We start from the raw sequence: 20,719 nt of genomic DNA, 5'->3' as shown, positions 1-20,719 counted from the left end.
TCACCGACAAGCGCGCTTTTCAAGTATCTCGCCGGATTACAGGCGACACAACCGATGAGCGAGGACTTCTACGACGTGCTCGGGGTGTCGCGGGACGCCGGCGAGGACGAGATCAAGGACGCCTACCGGGAGAAGGCCCGCGAGTACCACCCGGACGTCAGCGACGACCCGAACGCACAGGAGAAGTTCCAGAAAGTCAAGAAGGCGAAGGAGGTGCTCTCCGACGAGGAGAAACGCTCCGCGTACGACCGACTCGGTCACGACCGCTTCGAACAGGCTCAGAAGCAGGGCGGCTTCGACGGCGGTCGCAGCGGGGGCGGCGGCAACCCCTTCGGCGGCATGGGCGGGATGGGCGGCAACGGCGCCGGCGGCTTCGAGGACCTCTTCAACAACATCTTCGGCGGCGGTGGCCGCGGCGGGGGCGGCGGCAACCGACCCCGACAGGGCGCCGACCTCCGCACCTCCCTGACCATCGACCTGCAGGACGCCTACGACGGCGTCGAGACGAACATGACCATCACCCGGCCCGAGACCTGCCCCGACTGCGACGGGGAGGGGCACCCGCCCGACGCCGACGTGGAGACGTGTCCCCAGTGTAACGGGGAGGGACAGCAGACGACCGTCCAGCAGACCCCGTTCGGCCGGATGCAGCAGACTCAGACCTGCCGGCGCTGTGGCGGCGAGGGCGAACTGTACGACGAGTCCTGTTCGACCTGCGGCGGCGAGGGGATGGTTCGCGAGGAGGCGACCCTCACCGTCGAGGTGCCGGCCGGCATCCGCGACGGCCAGACCCTCCGGATGGAGCGCGAGGGCGCCCCCGGCGAGAACGGCGGGCCGAAGGGCGACCTGCTCGTCGAAATCACCGTCGAACCCCACGACGAGTTCGAGCGCGACGGCGACGACCTCTACCACCAGGCCGCCGTCTCCTTCCCGCAGGCCGTCTTCGGCGACACCCTCACCATCGAGACCCTCGACGGCACCGTCGAGTTCGACGTCCCCGAGGGGACCCAGAGCGGCGAGCGCTTCCGTCTGAAAGGCAAGGGGATGCCCCGCCTCCGCCGCCGCGGCGACGGCGACCTCTACGTCACCGTCCAGGTCGTCACGCCACAGGACATGAACAAAGAGCAGAAGGAAGCCCTCAAGCAGTTCGCCGAGGCCGGCGGCGACGAGGTCGAGGTCAAGGAAGGCTTCTTCGAGAAGATCAAGAACTCCCTATAACCGACCTTTTTACACCTCGGGTGGCCGCTGCGCGCCCACCACTCGGCGCAAAAAGCTCGACCAAAAAGACCCGCTCGCTCGGGCCTCCGGCCCTCGCTCGCGGTGCGACACGCACGACCCACCGTCCCGCATCGACTCTGCCCCACTCCGCACCACACCGCACCGCTCCGTTCTGCCTTGTCTCGGTCCACGGGGCCCTCGCTCTCTCCGCGGTCGGTGAGTTCCCCGTTTCAGTTGTCTCCACCTCCGTCGAGCCGTAGCGAGTACTCGGCGTACCCGCCGCCGTACCGCAGCAGGTGTCGTCCGCCATCGGGGTCGACGCCGGCATCCTTGGCGACGTTGCCGTCGACGTACGCGTAGTGACCGAGTCTCTTCAACAGAGAGACGAGAGGCTCCGGGAAGGGATGGGTCGCCTCGTACCCCCGGCTCGACTCCGCGGTCTCCAGAATCCGACGCTCGTCGGGCGAGAGGGCGTCGGGGTCGAGAGTTGCGTCGACGAGCCGACCCCGAAGCACCGATTCGAGTTCGGTGTCCGTCTCGGCAACCGGGTCGACGTCCGGCCGACGGACGGTCTCGTGGAACGTCTCTCTCGTGACCTCGATGCGGTAGAGTCGGTCGCGGTAGGAGACGTGGCTCGGTGCGTCGGGGCCGAGTAGTTCGCTCTGCGCCTCCGCGTCGTCGCTGCGGTAGACCGTGCCACCGCGTTCGACCAACCCCCACGGGACCCCACCGACGTTCCCCCGCGCTCGTGCCGCCATCTGAGCGACCTCTACCGCCCGCGCGTCCATCTCGGGGAGGGACTCCTTGGAGACGTGCTCGGGCGGGTCGTCGAGTTCGGTGAGCCGACCGACCGTGTAGAGACGAAGTACCGGGTGCGTGACCGTCTCCTGGCCGACGACGACCGAGTCGAGTCGGTAGTAGGTCCCGTTCCGGCGTACGTACTGTGGTCGGTCCTCGGAACTCCCCGGGAACGGCAGCCGACCACGGAGCGTGTAGTCGGAGCCGTTCAGCGCGGCCTCGAACGCCGTCTCGTCCCAGGACGGCCGGGTCTCGCTCAGGGCGACGACGTGTCGGGCCGCCAGCGACCCGTCGAACCGGTGCAGGTCGAGCGAGAGCGTCGTCCCGCCGCCGTTGCTGTCGTCACCGCTGCCGTCACCGAACGAGGGAGCGACGCCTGCACACCCGCTTCCGGTCGCCAGCCCGAGCGCCGCTACCGTCGTCAGAAACCGCCGTCGCGTGCTGTGAGTGGAGGGCACGCCGCACAGTTCTCGAAATCGGGACAAATGTCTTCCCCCGCACAGTGGGTCAGGCCGCTAGCCACTCCACCCAGCGGCCGTGCTGCTGGTACGTCGCCAGCCGTGTCCAGTTGAGGTCGCCGTCGCGGACGGCGGCGTGGTCGAGGTAGATTGCCTCCTCGTCGATAACCCCCTCGTCGCCGGTGAGCCAGTGGAGTTCTCTATCTGTGCCGAGGTCGGCCACGACGGCGTCGTAGCGCTCGCGCATCGACTCGTCGAACTGGTAGCGGACGTTGGTGTCGAACAGACAGACCGGTGTGTCGTCGGGAATCTCGGCGACGAGTTCCGGGACGGTGTCGAGGGCGTCGCCCGCGACCAACTCGGGCGGGTCCGCGGCGGCGACTTCGACGGCGTCTCGGAGGAGCGCGTGGCGGTCCCGGTGCTCCGGCCACACGAGCGCGCGGAGCCAGGCGACGTCGTCGGCGTCGGTCACGTCTAACGGCGAGAGGTCGACGCCGACGCGGGAGGTCACCTCGGGGACCGCCTCCGGCGGGTCCGGGAACGGCGGTGACCCGCCGCGGACCCGGGAGTCGACGGTGGCCGTCGCGTCCGCGTCGCCGAACGCGCCGGCGTCGCCGTACTCGTAGCGATAGCGGTCCCAGACGAGGTTGAGCCCGGCGCTCGGACCGACCTCGACGAGCGCCAGCGGCTCGCGGTCGACCCGTCGAGAGACGTACTCGAAGGCGGGAAGCAGCGCCGCACAGCGCCGGACGGCGTTGGTCTGCGTGCGGTGGGTGTCGAACACTTCGCGCAGGTCCGCCTCGTGGTCGAGGACGAACTCGCGGAAGGCGGCGGCGAGGTCGTCGTCGACCGGAGCGGCCGACCCCGCGTCGGCCGCGACACTCGGGTAGTACTCGCCGAGTCGGTGGTCCGCGTCGCGGAGCAGAAGGAACTGGACGGCAGCGAACAGCATATTCGGGGGCGTCTTGCCCGCTGGCACGGCGGCGGCGACGGCGAGGAGGTCCCCGTCGGCGGCGACGACCCGAGAGAGGCGCTCGTACAGCGGTGAGGTGCCCACACACCAGTCGGCGAAGCGCTCGAAGTCGGCCGCCAGGGACGGATGCGGGTCGGCGTCGGAGCCGACATCGGGGTTCGGTGCGGGGGTCACGACGCCGCCGACGCACCGGGCGGCCATAACTCCACCCGACGTGACGCCGCGAAGTTACTTCCCGCCCGAGCACGTACCTCGGTGACATGGCCCACACGAAGGTCAACTACCGCGACGTCGACGAGGTCGGCGAGGGGATGTACTTCATGCGCGACGCCCTCGACTGCGAGTCGCTGGGGGTCACCGTCGTCGAGTGCGACCCCGGCTGGGAGGGAAAAGAGCACCACCACCGCGAGAAGAACCACGAGGAGGTGTACCTCCTGCTGGAGGGGAAGGCCACGATGACGGTCGACGGTAAGACGGTCGACCTCGCGCCGGGTGACGCGGTTCGGGTGTCGCCGGACGCGCTGCGACAGCTCCACGTCGGCGACCAGCCGGCGCGGTTCGTCGTCGCCGGGGCACCCTGAGCTCCGAGGGACCGGAGCGGCGCTCTTTTGCCGGCTCCGTCCCGACTCGGGACATGAACGTCCTCGGAGAGCTCGTCGCCCGAGAGCGCCGGAGCGACCGCCCCGCCTTCCGGCTCGACGGCGCGGAGTCGTACTCCTATCACGACCTCTGTACGACGGCGTGGAAGGCCGGCAACGTCCTCCGTCACTACGGCGTCGCCGCCGGCCGGCACGTCGAGGTCGCGGCCGTCGCCCACCCGGCACCCGTTCTCACCTTCCTCGGGGCGGCGTCGATAGGCGCCGTCACACGGTTCGGCCCGCGTCCGGCTAGCGACGCCCGGGCGGTGCTGGTGCCGACCGCCGCGGAGGACGACCACGAACTCACACCGGGGAGCAAACTGTTCGTCTACGGCGACCGCCCCGAACGGCCGGGGACGATTCACTGGGAGACCGACGTGTGGAGCGAGAACCCCGCTATCCCGCCGTACGACGTGAGTCCCGACGACCCCGTGCTCGTCGCCGGCGACGACGAGACGACCCTGAGCCACCGTGAGACGCTCGACAGGGCCGAGTTCATCGTCGGCGACTTCGGCCTCGACGCAGAGACGCAGGTAGCCGTCCGCGGCACACTCGAGCGTCCGGGGACCGTCGTCGCCGGTCTCGTCGCGCCGCTCCTCGCCGGTGGGACCATCGTCGCCGGCGACGACCCCGAACCGGCGGACGTAGCCGTAGTCGGTTCGACCGAGGAGACAGCGGGAGTCCCGGAATCGGTCGTCGTGGTCGGAGCCGACGTGTTCGACGGATAGCGCGGTTCGGGACCGGTGCACGGAGGAGTACCCCGCCGTGTCACTGTGAACCGCTGTCGAACAACCGTTATAGCGGGACGGCGTGACCCTCGGCACATGCCAGGACCAGCCGTCCTCCACGGCGACCGTGTCACGCTTCGGACGGTCGAGCGCGACGACGCCGCGTTCATGCAACGCTCGTCGGCCGACCCCGAGATTCGCGTCCCGCTCGGGTCGAGCATGCCCGAGAACGAGAACCAGGCCGAGTCGAACATCGAAGAGTGGGTCGAGAACGACAAGGGCGTCAGCCTGCTCGTCTGCGTCGAGGGCGCGGACGGGGAGGACGAGGACGAACCCGAGGGGGACGGCGAGGCCGACGACGACGGACCCGTACCCATCGGGATGGTCGCCGCCAAGGGCGTCCGCTGGGACCGCACCGAACTCGTCTACTGGTTCGTCCCCGAGTACCAGGGCGAGGGGTACGGCACCGAGAGCATCGCTCGCTTCGCCGACTACGTGTTCGAGTCGTTCCCGACCCACCGGATGCACATCCGCGCGTTCGACTTCAACCAAGGCTCCCGCGGCGTCGCTCGGAAACTCGGCTTCGAGGAGGAGGGTCGCTTCCGGGAGGCTCGCTTCGTCCGCGGCGAGTACGTCGACGTGTGCCACTACGGCATGCTCAGGAGGGAGTGGGCGGAGACGGGACCGCTGGCCGACCTGGTTAGTCGGTAATCCTACTGAATCCCGTTTCCGGAAAGGTCTAATGGGCACTCGGTGGACGTTCGACGTATGCCCGGTCCCATCGTCGAACGCGGCGACCGTCTCTCGCTTCGAACCGCCGAGAAGGAGGACGCCCGCTTCCTCCAGCGCGGCAGCACCGACCCCGACATCCGCTACCTCCTCGGCACCGTGTCGCCGAACACCGAACACGAGACGGAAGAGCACATCACCGACGGCGACGACGACAACGTCCAGTTCCTCGTCTGTCTCGAAGACGACGACGCCCCGGTCGGCCACCCCGACGAGGACGACGACGTCGAACCCATCGGCGCCGTGATGGCTCGACACATCCGCTGGGACCGCGCCTCGCTTGCGTGGTGGCTCGTCCCCGAGCACCACGGCCAGGGGTACGGGAAGGAGGCGGCCACGCTCTTTCTCGACCACCTCTTTCGGACCTACGACCTCCACAGCCTCGGCGCCGACGCTTACGACTTCAACGAGGCCTCACAGGGGCTCATCGAGACCCTCGGCTTCGAGCGCGAGGGCCGGGGTCGCGAGGTCCGGTTCGTCGACGGGGAGTACCGCGACGCCGTGAAGTACGGCCTGCTCCGGCGGGAGTGGGAGGCCCGGGAGTGACGGACGAGGAGAGCGGGTCGGGACGGCGGTGAACGCTACGACGCCTGCTCGACCTTCTCCAGCGAGTCGGGGTTCTCGATACTGCTCATGTCGCCGAGCTCCTCGCCCTGGTAGATGGCGGAGATGGCCCGACGGATAATCTTGCCCGACTGCGTCTTCGGGAACTCCTCGACGAACAGCACCTCCCGCGGGCGGAACGGCTTGCCGAGTTCGTCGCCGACGACGTTCCGGAGCTTCTCGCGGAGGTCGTCGCTCGCCTCGACGCCGTCTTCGAGCACGACGTAGGCGACGACGGCGGTCCCGGTCGTCTCGTCGGGGACGCCAACGGCGGCGGCCTGGTTCACGGCGCGGTGTTCGATGAGCGCCCCTTCCACCTCGGCGGGGCCGACCTTCCGGCCGGCCACGTTGAGCGCGTCGTCGGCGCGGCCGTGGAGGAACCAGAAGCCGTCCGCGTCCTTCTGGGCCCAGTCGCCGTGGTCCCAGAGGTCCTCCCACGTCGACCAGTACTCCTCCAGGTAGCGCTCGTCGCCCTCCCAGAGGCTCTTGGTCATCGACGGACAGGAGTCGCGGGCGACGAGGTAGCCGCGCTCGCCCGTGTCGGCGATGGACTCGCCCGCCGAGTCGACGACGTCGACGGCCATCCCGAGCCCCGGCCCGCCGAGCGAGCACGGCTTGAGCGACTGGATGGGTAGCGGCATGAGGAAGCAGCCACAGATTTCGGTGCCCCCGGAGATGTTCATGATGGGCGCCTCGCCGCCGCCGACCTTCTCGTAGAACCACATCCAGGACTCGGGGTCCCACGGCTCGCCCGTGGAGCCGAGGAGGCGGAGCGAGGAGAGGTCGTGGCCCTCCAGTGGGCCGTCACCGTGTTTTCGCAGGGCGCGGATGGCGGTCGGCGAGATGCCGAAGACGGTGAGGTCGTGGCGGTCTATCATCTCCCAGAAGCGGTCCGGACCGGGGTGGTCGGGGGCGCCCTCGTACATGAACACCGTCCCGCCGAAGGTGTGGTTGCCGACGAGCGTCCACGGCCCCATCATCCAGCCGATGTCCGAGACCCAGAAGAACCGGTCCGAGGGCCGGTGGTCGAAGCCGAAGTATATCTCCTTTGCCGTCTGGAGCTGGATGCCGGCGTGGGTGTGAACGATGCCCTTCGGCTTCCCGGTCGTGCCCGAGGAGTACAGCAGCATCGACTCCTGGTCGGAGGGGAGCGCCTTGGTGTCGTACTCGTCGTCCTGTGTGTCGACGACCTTGTGCCACCAGTCGTCGCGGAGCGTCCAGACGATGTCCACGTCGCTCTCGGGGTCGCTCGCGCCGAGGCGGTCGACGACGACCGTGTGCTCGACACCGCCGACCTCGTCGATGGCGTCGTCGAGGGTCTCCTTGAGCGTCACCGGGGAGCCCCGGCGGTAGAACCCGTCGCCGGTGAACACGACTGACGCGTCGGCGTCGTCGAGGCGGGTCGCTACCGCGTCGACGCCGAACCCGGAGAAGATCGGAACGGCGATGGCGCCGACCTTCAGACAGCCGTAGAGGATGGAGACGACCTCGGGCACCATCGGCATGTACAGCGCGACGGTGTCGCCGGTGTCCACGTCGACGGACTCGAGGTAGTTCGCGACCCGGTTCGCCTCCTGTTTCAGTTCGTGGTAGGTGACCTGTCGGACCTCGCCGTCCTCGCCCTCCCAGATGGTCGCGACCGAGTTTCGGGTGCCGGAGTCGCGGGCGGCGTGGCGGTCGACGGCGTTGTGTGCGATGTTCAGTTCGCCGCCGGGGTACCAGTCGGTGAACTGCGGCCCGTCGCTGTCGTCCCGGACCGTGTCGTACTCGGTGTACCAGTCGATGCCGAGGTAGTCCGGGAGGGTGTCCCAGAACCAGTCGACGCCCGAGTCCGCTTCGCCCGGCACGTCGCCGGTCGTCCGGGCGATGAGCTCCTCGTAGTCCTCGATGCCGTGCGCTCGCATGAACTGCGCGATGTTCGTCGACGCGACGAACTCGTCGTCCGGGACGTGGACGACTTCGTCGGTGTCGGGGACGGTGTCCATGCGAGTCGGTTCCGTCGCCGATGTGAAGTAACTTACCGAACGAACGACCGTGTTGGTTTCGCGGGGCGGATGGAGTACTCCGAGTCGGACGGCGAATCCGACCCGACCGCCGGCAGACGCTCAGAACGACTCGTCCTCGTCGTCCTCGGCGGGCGTCTCCCCGCCGCGGTCGCTGTAGCGCTTCCGGCCGACCGCCTCGTCGCCGACCATGCCGATGACGGCCTCCCTGACCTCCTCGGCGGACGCGTACTCGTCCTCGCCGAGCGGTTCGAGCACCTCGCGGAGCGTCGTCGTCTCGTCGCCGAGGACGAGCGTCTCGTCGCCGTGCTCGCTCAGCAGTTCCTCGAGGGTGAGGGGGTAGTCGGCCGCCGCCAACTCGTCGGCGAGGTCGCCGAACTCCACGCCCTGTTCCCGCTCGTCGCTGCCGCCGTCGTGAACCGGTGTATCTTGTGACATCTGCCCGTCACAGTACGCTCGCCGAGTGGATGAACGTGTGCCCCGTCGCGGGTCGCCGGGCGTCCGCTCGACCCGGCGCGGCCGATGCCCTCGTATACGGGGGTGTCGTACCGGAGGGACACAGTGACGCTCGCCGAACGGGTACGCGAGGAGGGTGCATCGGTTCCGGAAGACGAGGTGGTCGCCCACTGGTTGGCCGAGGAGCTCGAAGAGGAGGACGACCCCGACCTCGAGGTCGGCTCGCTCACGGCCGAGGAACGCCTCGCGGCGCTCCTGCGCCGGAAGCCGATAGCGGTGGCGACGTTCGACGACCGCGACCTCGACTGGTACCGCGTCGACCTCCGCGAGGACGAACTCGCCGCCACCCGGGTCATCAAGGGCGACGACGACGAGGGGTGGCGCGAGGTCGCCGAGGACGACCGTATCGAGAGCGCGGCGCGGACCGTCCACGACGCCGAGACCGCCGCGGGCGTCGACTACCCCGAGGACCCCGACGCCGTGGCGGCCGAGTTCGAAAAGGACCTCGAGACCGTCCTCGGCGTCGCCGAGGCGGTCGCCGACGGGGAGTCGATGCCGGGGCTGGTCGTCGTCGCCGACGAGGAGCCGCCGTTCGTCGTCGACGGCAACCACCGGGCCGTCGGCGTCGTCCTCGCCTCCCTCCGGGGTGCCGAGTGGCCCGGACAGTCCGCCTACGTCGGCGTCGAACACCGCGAAGACTGAGTCGGAGGCAACCCGGCTCGTCGAGAGTGGGACGCCCCTCGAGCGCGGGAAACGCTTTTTCGTCGTCCACGACTAGTTCCTGCCATGTACGTCCGCGACGCCAAGAACCGCGACGAGGTCTGGTTGTTGGACCACATCGAGGCGATGGGGCTCGACGACGTGGCCTTCCGCTCGCGGGACTACGTCATCGCCGTCGACGAGACGAACGACGAGAAGGCCGGCTTCGGACGACTCAGAATCCACAAGGCCGGTGACGGCGAGGAAGCGGACGACTGCTGTGAGCTCACCGGCATCGGGACCCTGTCGGCGTGGCGCGGGCAGGGTGTCGGCGCCCACGTCGTCGAGCGACTGGTCGACAAGGCCGCCGCCGACGGGTTCGCCGTCGTCTACTCGCTCACTCCGGCGCCGAACTTCCTCGCACAGTTCGGCTTCGAGCCGGTGACCGGCGACGAACTCCCCGAACGAATCCGCGACCGGCTCTCGGAGAAACGCGACGGCGCCCCCGACGACGGGAGCGAGGTCGTCGGGATGCGACTTCCGGTCGACGAGTTCGAGATGCCGGAGCGCCTGCGCGAGGCGTTCAAGACCGCGACACCACAGGCGGAGGGGGCGAACGAACCCGAGGAGTCGGCGGAGGACTTCGGCATCGACCCGGAGCAGGCGACCTACAAGTACGACACCGGTCGGTGAATCGCTCGAACCCGGACGAACCCGCTCACGTCCGACCTTCGAGGAAGTCGGTGCTGAACACGATGTAGGTGAGCATCGAACAGAAGAGGATGGGCAGGATGATGACGAACCCCCACAGCGGCTCCAACCCCCACAGCAACAGGAGCACGACACAGCCGAGGCCGATGGCGAGGAATGGAAGGGTGTACAGCACCGCCTGCTTCCGGTTCCGGTCGTTCTCGAGTTGCGGCGGGGTGCTCTCCTCGGCCGTGGTCCCGTCCATACAGTCGGTCGGGTCGCCGCGGACAAAAGGGGTGCGCTTCCCCGGTTTCGCCCCGGCTCACACGCCGCGGTCTTCGAGCCGGCTCGCGACCTCCACCAGCCCGAACAGGAGCGCGACGATAGCCAGCCCGACGAACGCGCCGAACACCCCGAGCGTCGTCCCCGACGTCTGGACGGTCACCAGCCCGAAGAGGTCGACCGTCGGCACCGTCTCCGCGCTGTTCGACCCGGCGAACGCGCCGAGGACCCCGCCGGACAACACGCCGGCCAGCCCGACGAGCAGAAGCGCGCGTCGCCCTCGGTAACGGCTTCCGCCGGTGTCGGCCGCGTCGAATCCGTCCGAGGCCTCACCCCCGGTCCCGTCGCTCGACTCTCGTCCGTTCACGTCCGGGGGTCGGGACCGGACGGTATAGACTCTTTCCGAAGCCGGCGGCGGGCCGTCCCCGGCGGGCCGACCGCGACGCCGAGCTATAAACCGACCCCCGCCGTAGCCGCCGCCATGACGGACGACCTGATAGCACTCGCACGCGGCGTCCTCGACGACGCCTACGTCCCGTACTCCGAGTATCGCGTCGGCGCCGCCCTGCTGACGAGCGACGGCGAGACGTTCGTCGGCTGCAACATCGAGAACGCGAACTACAGCAACAGTCTCCACGCGGAGGAGGTGGCCGTCGCCGAGGCCGTCAAAAACGGCCACACCGAGTTCGAACGCATCGCCGTCACCTCAGCGGTCAAGGACGGCGTCACCCCCTGCGGGATGTGTAGACAGACCCTCGCCGAGTTCGGCGAGGCCGACATGGTCGTCGTCTGTGACGAGGGCGACGGGGAGACGACGGAGTACACGCTCGACGAACTCATCCCGAACACCATCTCGCTGGACACGCTGAACGCGGCGAAGGAGGGCGAGGGGACGAACGAGTAGCTGGGCGGACGGAGCCGGCGTCGGCTACTCCAGGTGGTGGTAGCTCAGCTCGTGGCCCTCGTCGATGGCCTCCTGTACGGCCTCGCTCGGCAGTCCGGCGGGCCGGGTCGAAAGCGCCATCCCGAGGTCACCGCGGCGGACGAGGACGTTCTTTCGCCACGACTCGGACCGCTCGGGGAAGTCCGACCGGAAGTGGGCACCGCGCGACTCCTCGCGGACGAGCGCGCCGCGGAGAATCGCCTCGGCCATCGTGAACGAGAACGCGAGGTCGACCGCGTACTCGAAGTCGAGGCTCGTGCGGTCCCCGTCGACTTGGAGGTCGCCCGTCCGGTCACGAAGCTCACGGAGCCGGTCGAGCCCCTCGTGGAGGCGCGCCTCGTCGCGGAGGATGCCGGCGCAGTCGTCCATCAGCCGGCCGAGTTCGGCGTGGAGCTCCTCGGGCGCGACGTCGCCGTCGGACGCTTCGAGGTCGGCGAGCGCGCGGAACCCGCGTTCGGCGAGCGCGCGGAGCCCGTCGGGGAGCGCCCCGTGGCCCTCCTCGTCGTGACTCTCGCCTTCGCCCATCGACGCGACGGCGCCCGCGACGTGGTCGCCGACGAGCTTGCCGATGGCCACGGTCTCGGCGAGCGAGTTGCCGCCGAGGCGGTTCGCGCCGTGGACCCCGGCGACGGTCTCGCCGACGGCGTACAGCCCCGCCACGCCCGTCTCGCCGGTTCGGAAGTCCACGTCGACGCCGCCCATCGTGTAGTGGGCCGTGGGGGCGACCTCCACCGGCTCCTCGGCGAGGTCGATGCCCAACGACTTGAACCGCTCGTACATCCGCGGCAGGCGCCGCTCGACGAACTCCCGCTCGCGGTGGGAGATGTCGAGGAAGACGCCGCCGTTCTCGGTGCCGCGGCCCTCGCGCACCTCCCGGGCGATGGCGCGCGCGACCACGTCTCGGGCGTCGAGTTCCATCTGCTCGGGCGAGTACTTCTCCATGAAGCGTTCGCCGTCGGCGTTGAACAGACGCCCGCCCTCGCCGCGGACGGCTTCGGTGACGAGGCGGCCGCCCCAGTCGTCCTCCCAGTCCGGGTCCTGGACCATCCCGGTCGGGTGGAACTGGACGAACTCGGTGTCCATCAGCGTCGCACCGGCCTCGTAGGCCAGCGCGGGGCCGTCGCCGTTGTTCTCCTCGTCGCGGGAGGAGTGCCGGTCGTAGACGGCGCTGAACCCGCCCGCGGCGAGGACGACGGCGTCGGCACGGAAGAGGACGAAGCCCCCGTCCTCCATGTCGTACGCGACGGCGCCGTGGACGCGCTCGCCGTCCGAGAGCAGGCGGGTCACCATCACGTTGTCGCGGTAGGGAATCTCGAGTTCCTGGGCCTTCGCGACCAGCGTGTCGAGCATCGCCTCGCCGGTGCGGTCGCCGACGAAGCAGGTCCGGCGGTACGACTGTGCGCCGAAGTATCGCTGGTCGATGTCGCCCTCCGGCGTGCGGTCGAACGGCATCCCCCAGTCGGCCAACTCCCGAATGCGGTCCGGCATCTCGCGGGCGACGAGTTCGACCGCCGTCGGGTCGTTGACGAAGTGGCCCTCGTCGAAGGTGTCGGCGGCGTGAATCGTCCAGTCGTCCTCGGGGTCGTGCGTGCCCAGGGCGGCGTTCACGCCGCCGGCGGCCCACGTCGTGTGGGCGTCGCCGTGGTCCCGCTTGCCGATGACTAGCGGCTCGACGCCGTTCTGACGCAGGGCGATGGCGGCCCGCGCGCCCGCCGCACCGGCGCCGACGACGAGTACGGGGACCGAGACCTCCTCGTAGTCGACGTCGATGTCGACGTCGTGGTCGGCGGCGGCGCCGACGGCATCACGGTCGGCGCCCGCTACGCGGTCCACCGCCTCCGCGTTCCGGTCGGTAGGTACCATTGGCTTCACCAGATACTGAGGCCCGTCCGGACTTGAGGCTCGTGCGCGCGTGCGCGTGTGTGAGCCACACCCACGCCGGTTTAAGTGCGTGCGGCCGCTAGCACCCGTACGTTAGCTTTTCCAGTCTCTCACCCGCGGCGTTTCCGGCCAACACGCCCCGAAGCGACCGGCGAAGGCCACGGTTATGTGTACGCCCCGACGACGCCCGGTATGAGCGACGGAGACGGTTCGAGTTCGACGGGCGACAGCGAGGACCCGAACGCGGAGCGACAGTACCACATCGAGGTCGCCGAGGGGGAGGTCGCGGACAGCGTCCTGCTCCCGGGCAACCCCGAGCGCGTCGACAAGGTCGTCGACCTCTGGGACGACAGCGAGGAGGTCGCGTCCCACCGCGAGTACCGCACCGCGACGGGGACCTACGACGACGCCCCCATCTCGGTCACGTCGACCGGCATCGGCAGCCCCTCGGCCGCCATCGCCGTCGAGGAACTCGCCCGCGTCGGGGCGGACACCTTCATCCGCGTCGGCTCCTGTGGCGCCATCCAGGAGGGGATGGACGTGGGCGACCTCGTCATCACCCGCGGCGCCGTGCGACAGGAGGGGACGAGCGACGAGTACGTCCGCGAGGACTACCCCGCCGTCGCGAGCGAGGAGGTCGTCTCCGCGCTCGTCGCCGCCGCCGAGGAACTGGGCCACGACTACCACGTCGGCCTGACGATGAGCGCCGACTCCTTCTACGCCGGGCAGGGCCGCCCGGGTTTCGAGGGGTTCGAGGCCGCCGGCTCCGAGGACCTCGTTTCCGACCTCCGCGAGGCCAACGTGAAGAACATCGAGATGGAAGCCTCGGCGCTCCTCACCGTCGCGAACATCTACGGGCTCCGAGCCGGCGCGGTCTGTTCGGTGTACGCCAACCGCGTCACGGGGGAGTTCCGCACCGAGGGCGAGTCGAAGGCGGCCGAGACGGCGAGCCTCGCGGTGAAGTACCTCGCGCGGATGGACGAGGTAAAGCGGGAGGCCGGCGCGGACCACTGGCACGCGGGCCTGTCGCTCTGAGCGGTCCCGTAGCTCCTCAGCGCACCTCGAACGTCACCCGGTACGGGAACGTCCCACCCTCCCGGTCGTCCGGGAACGAGACGGCGACCGTGTCGTCGACGACGTAGCGACCGGGGGAGAGGTCGGGGAGTTCGTACGTCTCGGTGACCGATTCGCCCGGGGAGAGGTCGACCACCAGACCGATGTCCTGAACCATCGTCACCGAGCGCCTCTCGGTTTTCACGTGGGTACTCTCCTCGTAGGCGTCGGTCCACAGCAGGTGGCGCGCGTCGGGGTCGCCTTCGGGGTGACAGTGCACGACCCCGAACGGTCGCGGCGCACCGACCATGAGTTCGAGCACGGTGTCGGCGCGGTTCCGGAGGGCCAGTTCGAGCCGACCCTCATCCGTGAACCTCGCGTCCATCGCGAGCGGGAGCCGCTCGCGTGACTCGACGCCGACCCAGTAGAACCGGCCGTCGAGGTAGGCGTACTCGTGAGCGTCGAGGTGCTCCATCAACCCCTCGGGCGGGTCGTCGAGCGCGTAGGTCCCGCGGGCCTCCCCGGCCGCACGGACGACTCGGCGAACGGCCGGCGGTTCCTCGCCGACGTTCCACACCGACCCTCCGGCGACGGCCGACAACGACGCCGGCTCGGCGGTGACGCGGTACGGGGGGCCGGGGTCCTCCTCGGTCAACTCGAAGGCGACGACCTCGCCGTGGTACTCGACGGCGTCGTAGGTCTCGAAGAGCTCCCGAAGCGACGGCCAGACGTGGGTGAGGGCGGCTCCGTTCGCTTCGTCCTGTGCGATGCGGAGGAGCCCCGACATGCGGCGGCCGTCGTAGGTCACCGCCTCCATGTAGGTCTCCGTGTCGGCGACGGCGCCCGGAACATCGTCGCGGGTAACCGCCTCAGCCTCGATACGGTAGGTGGGCAGAGTGTGGTGCAGACGCAGGAACTCGCCGTCTCGCTCGACGAACCGCGTCCCGGCGAGGAACCGGACGAGCCACGTCGGCGGGTCGCTCGTCTCGTACCCGTCGGAGGCGGCCGCGTCGACGACTCTGCGCTCTCTCGCGTCGAGGTCGTCGAGGGTCGGCACCGGACCGCCGGGCGAGTTGCCCATGTCGTTGAGGCGGAAGACGTACTGGGGCGATTCGACGCCGACGACCGAGTACGGGCCGCCGTCGGTTCGGGCGTCCTGTCCGTCCGATGCGGGCGGGCCGTCGTCGGTTTCGGTCGGGTCGGCGCCGGGCGTCGAACCGCTGAGACAGCCGGCGAAGCCGGTGAGGCCGGCGCTCGCGACGAGCGCCTGGAGGGCGTGGCGGCGGCGCATACCACCGAGTGACGACAGGTCGACATAAGTTTCGTGGTGGCTCCGGCCCTCGGGTGGTACCACTCACCGCGACACCGTTTCACACGCCGAGGCGGCCGTAGACGACGCTTTCAAACCGTTTTTGTCGGAGGGCTCCGGACACTCGGTTATGAGTTCACAGGTCGTCGTACTCGGTGCCGGGTACGCCGGTGCCGGCGCGGTGAAAGCGTTCGAAGACGAGATCGACGACGGCGAAGCCGAGCTGACGTGGGTCTCCGAGCAGGACTACCACCTCGTGCTCCACGAGGTCCACCGCGCCATTCGCGAGCCGTCCGTCGAATCGGACATCGCCATCCCGGTGAGCGAAATCAAGGAGCCGTCGACCGACTTCGTCCGCGGGCGCGTCGTCGACGTCGACCCCGACGACCAGACCGTCACGCTGGACGACGAGCGCACGGTCGACTACGACTACCTGCTCGTCGCCCTCGGCACGGCGACGGCGTTCTACGGCATCGAGGGGCTAGCCGAGCACTCGCTCACGCTGAAGGGTCTCGACGACGCCCGCGAGGTCCACTCGGCGGTGAAGGAGGCCGCGGCCGACGCGACCCGCGAGGAGCCCGCACAGGTGCTCGTCGGCGGCGCCGGCCTCTCCGGCATCCAGTCCTGCGGCGAAATCGCGGGCTACCGTGACGACAACCGCGCGCCCATCGACATCACGCTCGTCGAGGGGCTCGACGAGGTGTTCCCGGGCAACGACCCCGAGGTGCAGGGCGCGCTCCGCAAGCGCCTCCAGGAGGCCGACGTGGACATCCTCACGGGCGACTTCATCTCGAAGGTCGACGAGGACCGCGTCTACCTCGGCGGCGGCGAGGACGAGGAGCCGGAGACGCTCGACTACGACGTGCTCCTGTGGACCGGCGGCATCACCGGCCAGGAGGAGGTCTCCGAGTTCGAGGTCGACAAGGACGAGCGTTCGAACCGCATCTTCGCCGAGTCGGACTTCCTCACCAGCGACGACCGCGTGTTCGCCATCGGCGACTCCGCGCTCATCGACCAGGGCGACGACGACATCGCCCCGCCGACCGCGCAGGCCGCCTGGCAGGCCGCCGAGGTCGCCGGCGAGAACCTCGCGCGCGCCGTCCGCGGCGCACCCCTGCGTACGTGGCGCCACAAGGACAAGGGGACGGTCATCTCCATCGGCGAGAAGGCCGTCGCCCACGACGTGCAGGGCGTCCCCATCAACACGTTCGGCGGTCCCGGTGCCCGGGCGCTGAAGAAGGCCATCGGCGCCCGCTGGATCAAGGACGTCGCCGGCTACAAGCGCGCGATGACGGCCTGGGACAGCCTGTAGACGGCTCCCGCCCCGGCCGACGTATCAATTCGGGAGAAAGAGTTTTCTACCGGCGGGCCGCGCTTTCGGGCAATCGATGCGGCTCAGAACCCGCCTGGTCGTCACGCTGTTTCTCATCACCTTCGTCCTCGGAGGGACGGTCTACGGCGGCGTCGAGCTCTACGAGTCGGAGATGGTCGCCCAGGAGCGCGCGGACGTCGACCGGACGGCGTCGCTGACGGCCGACCAGGTCGACGCCGCGGTGGCCGAGCAACGGGATTTCGTCGGGTACATGGCGTCACAGCCGGAGGCGCGGGAGTTCGACCGAACGACGCCGTTTCTCACCGGGTTTCTCGACCGTTCGCGGTTCTTCAGCGTTCAACTCGTCGACCGTGACGGTACGGTCCGACGGTACCGGGGTGCGGTCGACGAGGCGACCAGGCGGGACGCCATCGGGAGCGACGTCCGGGACCGAGCGTACGTTCGAGCGGCGTTGAACGGAACGACGTACGTCGCCGACCCGGTCCCCGTCTCCGGCACGGACCGACACGCCGTCGTGTTCAGTGCGCCCGTCTACGACCGGTCCGAGGTCGTGGGTGCCCTCGCGGCGACGATATACGTGAACGAGCGGACGCTTCTCACCGCCGCCGGACCCCTCACGAGCGAAGTGCAGTCGGTCGCCGTCGGAGACGCGAACACGACGGTTCACGAACCCGTTCACCGGTTCGACGAGTCGATTACGAGCACCGCGACCGTCGACTCGACGGGGTGGACGGTCACGGTCTCGCGCGACAGAGCGGCGCTCGACGCCCGCGTCGCGACCCTTCAGCTCGTCCAGGGGTTCGGCCTCCTCGTCGTCTTCGTCCTGATGCTCGGGTTCGGCCTGCTCGAGTACCGGACGACGCTCGACCAGACCGAGCGCCTGCTCGCCGGGTTCACGGCCGTCGGTGCCGGGAACTACGACCGCGAACTGTCGCTGTCGGCCGGAGAGGAGTGGCAGGAGATCGGCGACCGGTTCAACGAACTCGCCACGGGCATCGAGGAACGCGAACGGACGCTTCGCGAACAGCGCCAACGTCTCGAAGTGCTCAACCGCGTGCTCAGACACAACGTTCGGACGGACGTCTCACTCGTCGTCGGCTACGCGGACGTCGTGCGCGAGGCCGCGGCGAACGACGGTGACAGCACCGAGCTTCGGGAAGCAGTGGACATCATCGAGGAGCGGGGGAAACACATCGGCGAGATGAGCAAGACCGCTCGGCGAATCGAAAGCGTGGTGAGCGACGACCGCGACCCGGTCGAGTTGAACCTCGGCTCGGCGGTGGACGAGGCGCTCGACGCCGTCCGAGGGGCGCACCCGGACGCCGTAGCCACCTCGTCGGTGTCACCCGGCGTCGAGGTCCTCGCCAACCCGGCGCTCCCCGAGGCGCTCGAACAGCTCTGTACGAACGCGGTCGAACACAACTCCGAGCCGAACCCGTCGGTCACGGTGAGCGCGTCCCGCTACGAAGCCCACGGCCCGTCGGACGAAATCGACGACGCTCCCTCGCCGACCGACGGACGCGACGCGGCGGAGTGGTACGCCGCCCTCGCCATCGCCGACGGCGGACCGGGCATTCCCGACCACGAGAAGGAAGTGCTCGACGCGGGGCGGGAGACCCCGCTCCGGCACGGGAGCGGCCTCGGCCTCTGGTTCGTCTACTGGGTCGTGACGAAGTCCGGCGGGCGGGTGACGTTCGAGGACCGACACGACGGGACGACGGTGGTCGTCCACCTCCCCCTCGCCGACGTGGACACCGCTACGGCGACAGGCGCGGACGCCTGAGCCGGCGCGACGCGTCTGGACGCCGCTCGCTCGTGTCGCGTGACGGCAGGAACGCCCTCGAGCCGACACGAACCGAACGTCGAGTCGACGGCGGCGGGTGGACCGACGGCCGGTTCTGGAGTCGGCCGGCGCTTCGGCGCGGACCGACCGAGGAGTGCGGTGGCGAGATGTGGGCGGCTCCCGTCTCTGACGGGGTGCGCGGTCGCTCACTGCGTTTGTCGGTACCGTACAGCAACGTTCGTCCCCGAAGAATCGAGAGGCCTCCCGAGACCGACGGGGCTTCCGCTCAGAACTCGCGGCGGCGGCGGATGGCGTGGAGTCCGATGCCGACCAACGCGAGCGAGAGGCCGCCGAACTGGAGCCCCGGGAACACGGTGGCCGAGAGGTTCGTCGCGACGGTCGTCAGTGTCCTCCGGGCTGTGGGGGTGGAGGCGGGCTGGACGCTGACCCGACCCGCCGGCACCCCGCTCAGACTGGCGTCGAACGTGCCGGCGTCGCTCGGTTCGTACGTGAGTTCGACTCGGCGGGTGCCGCCCGCGGCGACGGTGACCGGTTCGCGCGCGACGACCTCGCCGTCGAGCGCCAGTTCGGCGGTGTACGTCCCGTCGGCGCCGCCGACGTTCGAGACGAGCGCCGTCGCCGTCACCCGGTCGTCCTCGTCCGTCACCTCGACGTCGAGACTCCCCTCGTCGACCTCGAACTCAGGCCGCTTCACGCCCGTAACGAAGTCGGAAAGTCCGGGTGACTCCGCGCGATAGCGGACGTGAGTCTCCGTTACCTCGACCACACTGGTCTCGAGGGCGTTCCACTCCGCGTCGTGGTATCGGTACAGCGTGAGGTCCTCCGACGCGACCGCCATCGAGTCGAGTCGGTCCTTGCTGACCCGGAAGCGGAAGGTGACGTTCTCGATTTCGGAGTCCGGCACCGAGTGGTTCACCCGGATGTGTCCCACCGACTCGGCGCCGTCACCCGGGACGAAATCGGGGGCGTTCGACGGACTCGTGTCGCTGCTCGTCACGTTCATCGTGTACGCCCCGTCGCGCGTGACGGTGGGTGCGAGGCTGTCGACGGAGACGGCCGGACCGTCGCCCGCGGACGTCGCTCGGTCACCGACTCCGTCGCGGCCGACGCCCCGGTCCGCGGCCGTCCCGCTCCCAGCCGCTCGGTCGTTGCCTGCCTGCGCCTTCGAACGGGGCTGTTCGGGGCGACCCGACACGTTCAGGACGACGGTCTCACCCGCCGAGACGTTCCGCACGCGGAAGTCGGCCCCTACTCCCTCGCCCGGACCGCCGGTCCGCCCCGTTCGAGAGACCGCCGCCTTCCCGCGCTCGGTGCGGTTCCGAGAGTCGTCCTCGTCGGTCACCCCGCCCTTCGCACGCTCGGACCGCTCGTCGACGCCCTCGCCGTTCCCGTTTCCGTCGCTCTCGGGACCGAAACCGGCGCTGGCCGCGGTCCCCTTCCCCCTGCCCCTGGCTTCGTTCCCTCTCTTGTCGTTCTCGCTCGCGTTGCCGTTCTCGGCGTTTGCGTTGCCGTTCTTGGCGTTCGTGTTGCCGTTGCCGTTCTTTTCGGCATTCACTCCCTCAACGCCCTCGGTCGCCCCGGTTTCGCCGTCTCCGTCCCTCACCTGTTCGTCTCCGGCATCACCACTCCCCTGACGATTCTTTCCGGCGTTTCCGTTCTTTCCGTCTCCGTTCTTCTCCCCGCCGTTTCCTTTCGTCGGCCCTCTCTTCGCCGCGGAAGCGTTCTCGGTCCCCTGATTCGCCGACGTCGGACCGTCGACTCCGCCGGAGAGGGCCGCACGCTCGTCCGACACCCCCGTCGGCACCGCCGCGCCCACGAGGCTACTGCTGACGAGCACCGCGGCCACGACGACGAACACCGCCCGCCGTCGCCCTCCGGACCTCCCAGTTCCCGAGAACATTACCATGTCTGACTAATTCATCCTTGCTGATAATAAAGGTCGCGAGAACATTTCCGCTCGGCGCGGGTCCCGCGCCTACCCTTCGGCCGGCCACGGGGTCCGGCATTTCGACGTTCGCGCTCCCCCGGGTCGGTCCCTGACGGTCACGACGGAGACTCCTT

General features: G+C 69.4%; 20 protein-coding genes. 11 read left to right on the top strand and 9 right to left on the bottom strand.

The window, feature by feature from the left end:
* The first annotated feature begins 54 nt into the window (after nt 1-54).
* A complete protein-coding gene (gene dnaJ, locus N5095_RS18930) occupies nt 55-1,218 on the top strand; it encodes a molecular chaperone DnaJ (protein ID WP_267624736.1) in 1,164 nt (387 codons plus the stop codon).
* Nucleotides 1,219-1,448: 230 nt separating this feature from the next.
* On the opposite strand, the gene N5095_RS18925 is transcribed toward dnaJ, so the two are convergent.
* Nucleotides 1,449-2,474 carry a hypothetical protein gene (locus N5095_RS18925; protein ID WP_267624735.1) on the bottom strand — a complete coding sequence of 342 codons (1,026 nt, stop codon included), beginning with the start codon at nt 2,472-2,474 and terminating at the stop codon, nt 1,449-1,451.
* A gap of 49 nt (nt 2,475-2,523) precedes the next feature.
* Complete coding sequence (locus N5095_RS18920) at nt 2,524-3,621, bottom strand: DUF2332 domain-containing protein (RefSeq protein WP_267624734.1); 1,098 nt, start codon at nt 3,619-3,621, stop codon at nt 2,524-2,526.
* Nucleotides 3,622-3,707: 86 nt separating this feature from the next.
* Here N5095_RS18920 and N5095_RS18915 point away from each other — a divergent pair, with 86 nt between their 5' ends.
* The 4 genes from N5095_RS18915 to N5095_RS18900 all read left to right on the top strand — a co-directional run bounded on the left by N5095_RS18915 (nt 3,708) and on the right by N5095_RS18900 (nt 6,148).
* On the top strand, nt 3,708-4,028 hold the full coding sequence (locus tag N5095_RS18915; RefSeq protein ID WP_267624733.1) for a cupin domain-containing protein: 321 nt from the start codon (nt 3,708-3,710) through the stop codon (nt 4,026-4,028).
* A 53-nt stretch (nt 4,029-4,081) separates the two neighbouring features.
* Nucleotides 4,082-4,813, top strand: coding sequence for an acyl-CoA synthetase family protein (locus N5095_RS18910; RefSeq protein WP_267624732.1), 732 nt, complete (start codon nt 4,082-4,084; stop codon nt 4,811-4,813).
* Between the two features lie 96 nt (nt 4,814-4,909).
* On the top strand, nt 4,910-5,524 hold the full coding sequence (locus N5095_RS18905; protein WP_267624731.1) for a GNAT family N-acetyltransferase: 615 nt from the start codon (nt 4,910-4,912) through the stop codon (nt 5,522-5,524).
* 57 nt (nt 5,525-5,581) lie between these two features.
* Nucleotides 5,582-6,148, top strand: a complete 567-nt coding sequence (locus N5095_RS18900) for a GNAT family N-acetyltransferase (RefSeq protein WP_267624730.1) — start codon at nt 5,582-5,584, stop codon at nt 6,146-6,148.
* Between the two features lie 35 nt (nt 6,149-6,183).
* Here N5095_RS18900 and N5095_RS18895 read toward each other — a convergent pair whose 3' ends face one another.
* Nucleotides 6,184-8,190, bottom strand: a complete 2,007-nt coding sequence (locus N5095_RS18895; protein WP_267624729.1) for an AMP-binding protein — start codon at nt 8,188-8,190, stop codon at nt 6,184-6,186.
* A gap of 120 nt (nt 8,191-8,310) precedes the next feature.
* On the bottom strand, nt 8,311-8,646 hold the full coding sequence (locus N5095_RS18890; RefSeq protein ID WP_267624728.1) for a DUF5789 family protein: 336 nt from the start codon (nt 8,644-8,646) through the stop codon (nt 8,311-8,313).
* Between the two features lie 123 nt (nt 8,647-8,769).
* Between N5095_RS18890 and N5095_RS18885 the strand changes: the two genes are divergently transcribed.
* Together N5095_RS18885 and N5095_RS18880 are read left to right on the top strand one after the other, a co-directional pair.
* Nucleotides 8,770-9,366 carry a hypothetical protein gene (locus N5095_RS18885; RefSeq protein WP_267624727.1) on the top strand — a complete coding sequence of 199 codons (597 nt, stop codon included), beginning with the start codon at nt 8,770-8,772 and terminating at the stop codon, nt 9,364-9,366.
* Nucleotides 9,367-9,450: 84 nt separating this feature from the next.
* A complete protein-coding gene (locus tag N5095_RS18880) occupies nt 9,451-10,056 on the top strand; it encodes a GNAT family N-acetyltransferase (protein WP_267624725.1) in 606 nt (201 codons plus the stop codon).
* A gap of 25 nt (nt 10,057-10,081) precedes the next feature.
* On the opposite strand, the gene N5095_RS18875 is transcribed toward N5095_RS18880, so the two are convergent.
* Together N5095_RS18875 and N5095_RS18870 are read right to left on the bottom strand one after the other, a co-directional pair.
* Nucleotides 10,082-10,318 (bottom strand): DUF8142 family protein, encoded by a 237-nt coding sequence (locus N5095_RS18875; RefSeq protein ID WP_267624724.1) that lies wholly within the window; start codon nt 10,316-10,318, stop codon nt 10,082-10,084.
* 57 nt (nt 10,319-10,375) lie between these two features.
* Complete coding sequence (locus tag N5095_RS18870; protein WP_267624723.1) at nt 10,376-10,702, bottom strand: hypothetical protein; 327 nt, start codon at nt 10,700-10,702, stop codon at nt 10,376-10,378.
* Nucleotides 10,703-10,816: 114 nt separating this feature from the next.
* On the opposite strand from N5095_RS18870, the gene cdd reads away from it, so the two are divergent.
* Entirely contained in the window at nt 10,817-11,239 is a 423-nt protein-coding gene (gene cdd / locus N5095_RS18865; RefSeq protein WP_267624722.1) for a cytidine deaminase, read from the top strand.
* A 24-nt stretch (nt 11,240-11,263) separates the two neighbouring features.
* Here the strand turns inward: cdd and N5095_RS18860 are convergent, their stop codons facing one another.
* On the bottom strand, nt 11,264-13,141 hold the full coding sequence (locus N5095_RS18860; RefSeq protein WP_267624721.1) for an L-aspartate oxidase: 1,878 nt from the start codon (nt 13,139-13,141) through the stop codon (nt 11,264-11,266).
* A gap of 210 nt (nt 13,142-13,351) precedes the next feature.
* Between N5095_RS18860 and N5095_RS18855 the strand changes: the two genes are divergently transcribed.
* Nucleotides 13,352-14,194: a nucleoside phosphorylase gene (locus N5095_RS18855; RefSeq protein ID WP_267624720.1), complete on the top strand. Its 843-nt coding sequence runs from the start codon at nt 13,352-13,354 to the stop codon at nt 14,192-14,194.
* Between the two features lie 16 nt (nt 14,195-14,210).
* Here the strand turns inward: N5095_RS18855 and N5095_RS18850 are convergent, their stop codons facing one another.
* Nucleotides 14,211-15,503 (bottom strand): DUF8130 domain-containing protein, encoded by a 1,293-nt coding sequence (locus N5095_RS18850; RefSeq protein WP_267624719.1) that lies wholly within the window; start codon nt 15,501-15,503, stop codon nt 14,211-14,213.
* A gap of 148 nt (nt 15,504-15,651) precedes the next feature.
* Between N5095_RS18850 and N5095_RS18845 the strand changes: the two genes are divergently transcribed.
* Together N5095_RS18845 and N5095_RS18840 are read left to right on the top strand one after the other, a co-directional pair.
* Complete coding sequence (locus tag N5095_RS18845; RefSeq protein WP_267624718.1) at nt 15,652-16,833, top strand: NAD(P)/FAD-dependent oxidoreductase; 1,182 nt, start codon at nt 15,652-15,654, stop codon at nt 16,831-16,833.
* Nucleotides 16,834-16,909: 76 nt separating this feature from the next.
* Nucleotides 16,910-18,637, top strand: a complete 1,728-nt coding sequence (locus N5095_RS18840) for a sensor histidine kinase (protein WP_267624717.1) — start codon at nt 16,910-16,912, stop codon at nt 18,635-18,637.
* 286 nt (nt 18,638-18,923) lie between these two features.
* Here the strand turns inward: N5095_RS18840 and N5095_RS18835 are convergent, their stop codons facing one another.
* A complete protein-coding gene (locus N5095_RS18835; protein WP_267624716.1) occupies nt 18,924-20,564 on the bottom strand; it encodes a PGF-pre-PGF domain-containing protein in 1,641 nt (546 codons plus the stop codon).
* Between the last annotated feature and the right edge of the window lie 155 nt (nt 20,565-20,719).

It is taken from the genome of Halobium salinum (genome assembly GCF_026586625.1).
Classification (GTDB): domain Archaea; phylum Halobacteriota; class Halobacteria; order Halobacteriales; family Haloferacaceae; genus Halobium; species Halobium salinum.
The sequence above is the reverse complement of the archived record's forward strand: the minus strand, read 5'-3'. Positions and strand labels throughout refer to the sequence as shown.

Excerpts from the sequence above, each read along its gene's own strand:
- cdd (WP_267624722.1), top strand. The coding sequence starts at position 10,817 with ATGACGGACGACCTGATAGCACTCGCACGCGGCGTCCTCGACGACGCC.
- N5095_RS18850 (WP_267624719.1), bottom strand. The coding sequence starts at position 15,503 with ATGCGCCGCCGCCACGCCCTCCAGGCGCTCGTCGCGAGCGCCGGCCTC.
- N5095_RS18845 (WP_267624718.1), top strand. The coding sequence starts at position 15,652 with ATGAGTTCACAGGTCGTCGTACTCGGTGCCGGGTACGCCGGTGCCGGC.
- N5095_RS18895 (WP_267624729.1), bottom strand. The coding sequence starts at position 8,190 with ATGGACACCGTCCCCGACACCGACGAAGTCGTCCACGTCCCGGACGAC.
- N5095_RS18905 (WP_267624731.1), top strand. The coding sequence starts at position 4,910 with ATGCCAGGACCAGCCGTCCTCCACGGCGACCGTGTCACGCTTCGGACG.
- dnaJ (WP_267624736.1), top strand. The coding sequence starts at position 55 with ATGAGCGAGGACTTCTACGACGTGCTCGGGGTGTCGCGGGACGCCGGC.
- N5095_RS18835 (WP_267624716.1), bottom strand. The coding sequence starts at position 20,564 with ATGGTAATGTTCTCGGGAACTGGGAGGTCCGGAGGGCGACGGCGGGCG.
- N5095_RS18855 (WP_267624720.1), top strand. The coding sequence starts at position 13,352 with ATGAGCGACGGAGACGGTTCGAGTTCGACGGGCGACAGCGAGGACCCG.
- N5095_RS18840 (WP_267624717.1), top strand. The coding sequence starts at position 16,910 with ATGCGGCTCAGAACCCGCCTGGTCGTCACGCTGTTTCTCATCACCTTC.
- N5095_RS18910 (WP_267624732.1), top strand. The coding sequence starts at position 4,082 with ATGAACGTCCTCGGAGAGCTCGTCGCCCGAGAGCGCCGGAGCGACCGC.
- N5095_RS18900 (WP_267624730.1), top strand. The coding sequence starts at position 5,582 with ATGCCCGGTCCCATCGTCGAACGCGGCGACCGTCTCTCGCTTCGAACC.
- N5095_RS18880 (WP_267624725.1), top strand. The coding sequence starts at position 9,451 with ATGTACGTCCGCGACGCCAAGAACCGCGACGAGGTCTGGTTGTTGGAC.
- N5095_RS18860 (WP_267624721.1), bottom strand. The coding sequence starts at position 13,141 with ATGGTACCTACCGACCGGAACGCGGAGGCGGTGGACCGCGTAGCGGGC.
- N5095_RS18875 (WP_267624724.1), bottom strand. The coding sequence starts at position 10,318 with ATGGACGGGACCACGGCCGAGGAGAGCACCCCGCCGCAACTCGAGAAC.
- N5095_RS18890 (WP_267624728.1), bottom strand. The coding sequence starts at position 8,646 with ATGTCACAAGATACACCGGTTCACGACGGCGGCAGCGACGAGCGGGAA.
- N5095_RS18915 (WP_267624733.1), top strand. The coding sequence starts at position 3,708 with ATGGCCCACACGAAGGTCAACTACCGCGACGTCGACGAGGTCGGCGAG.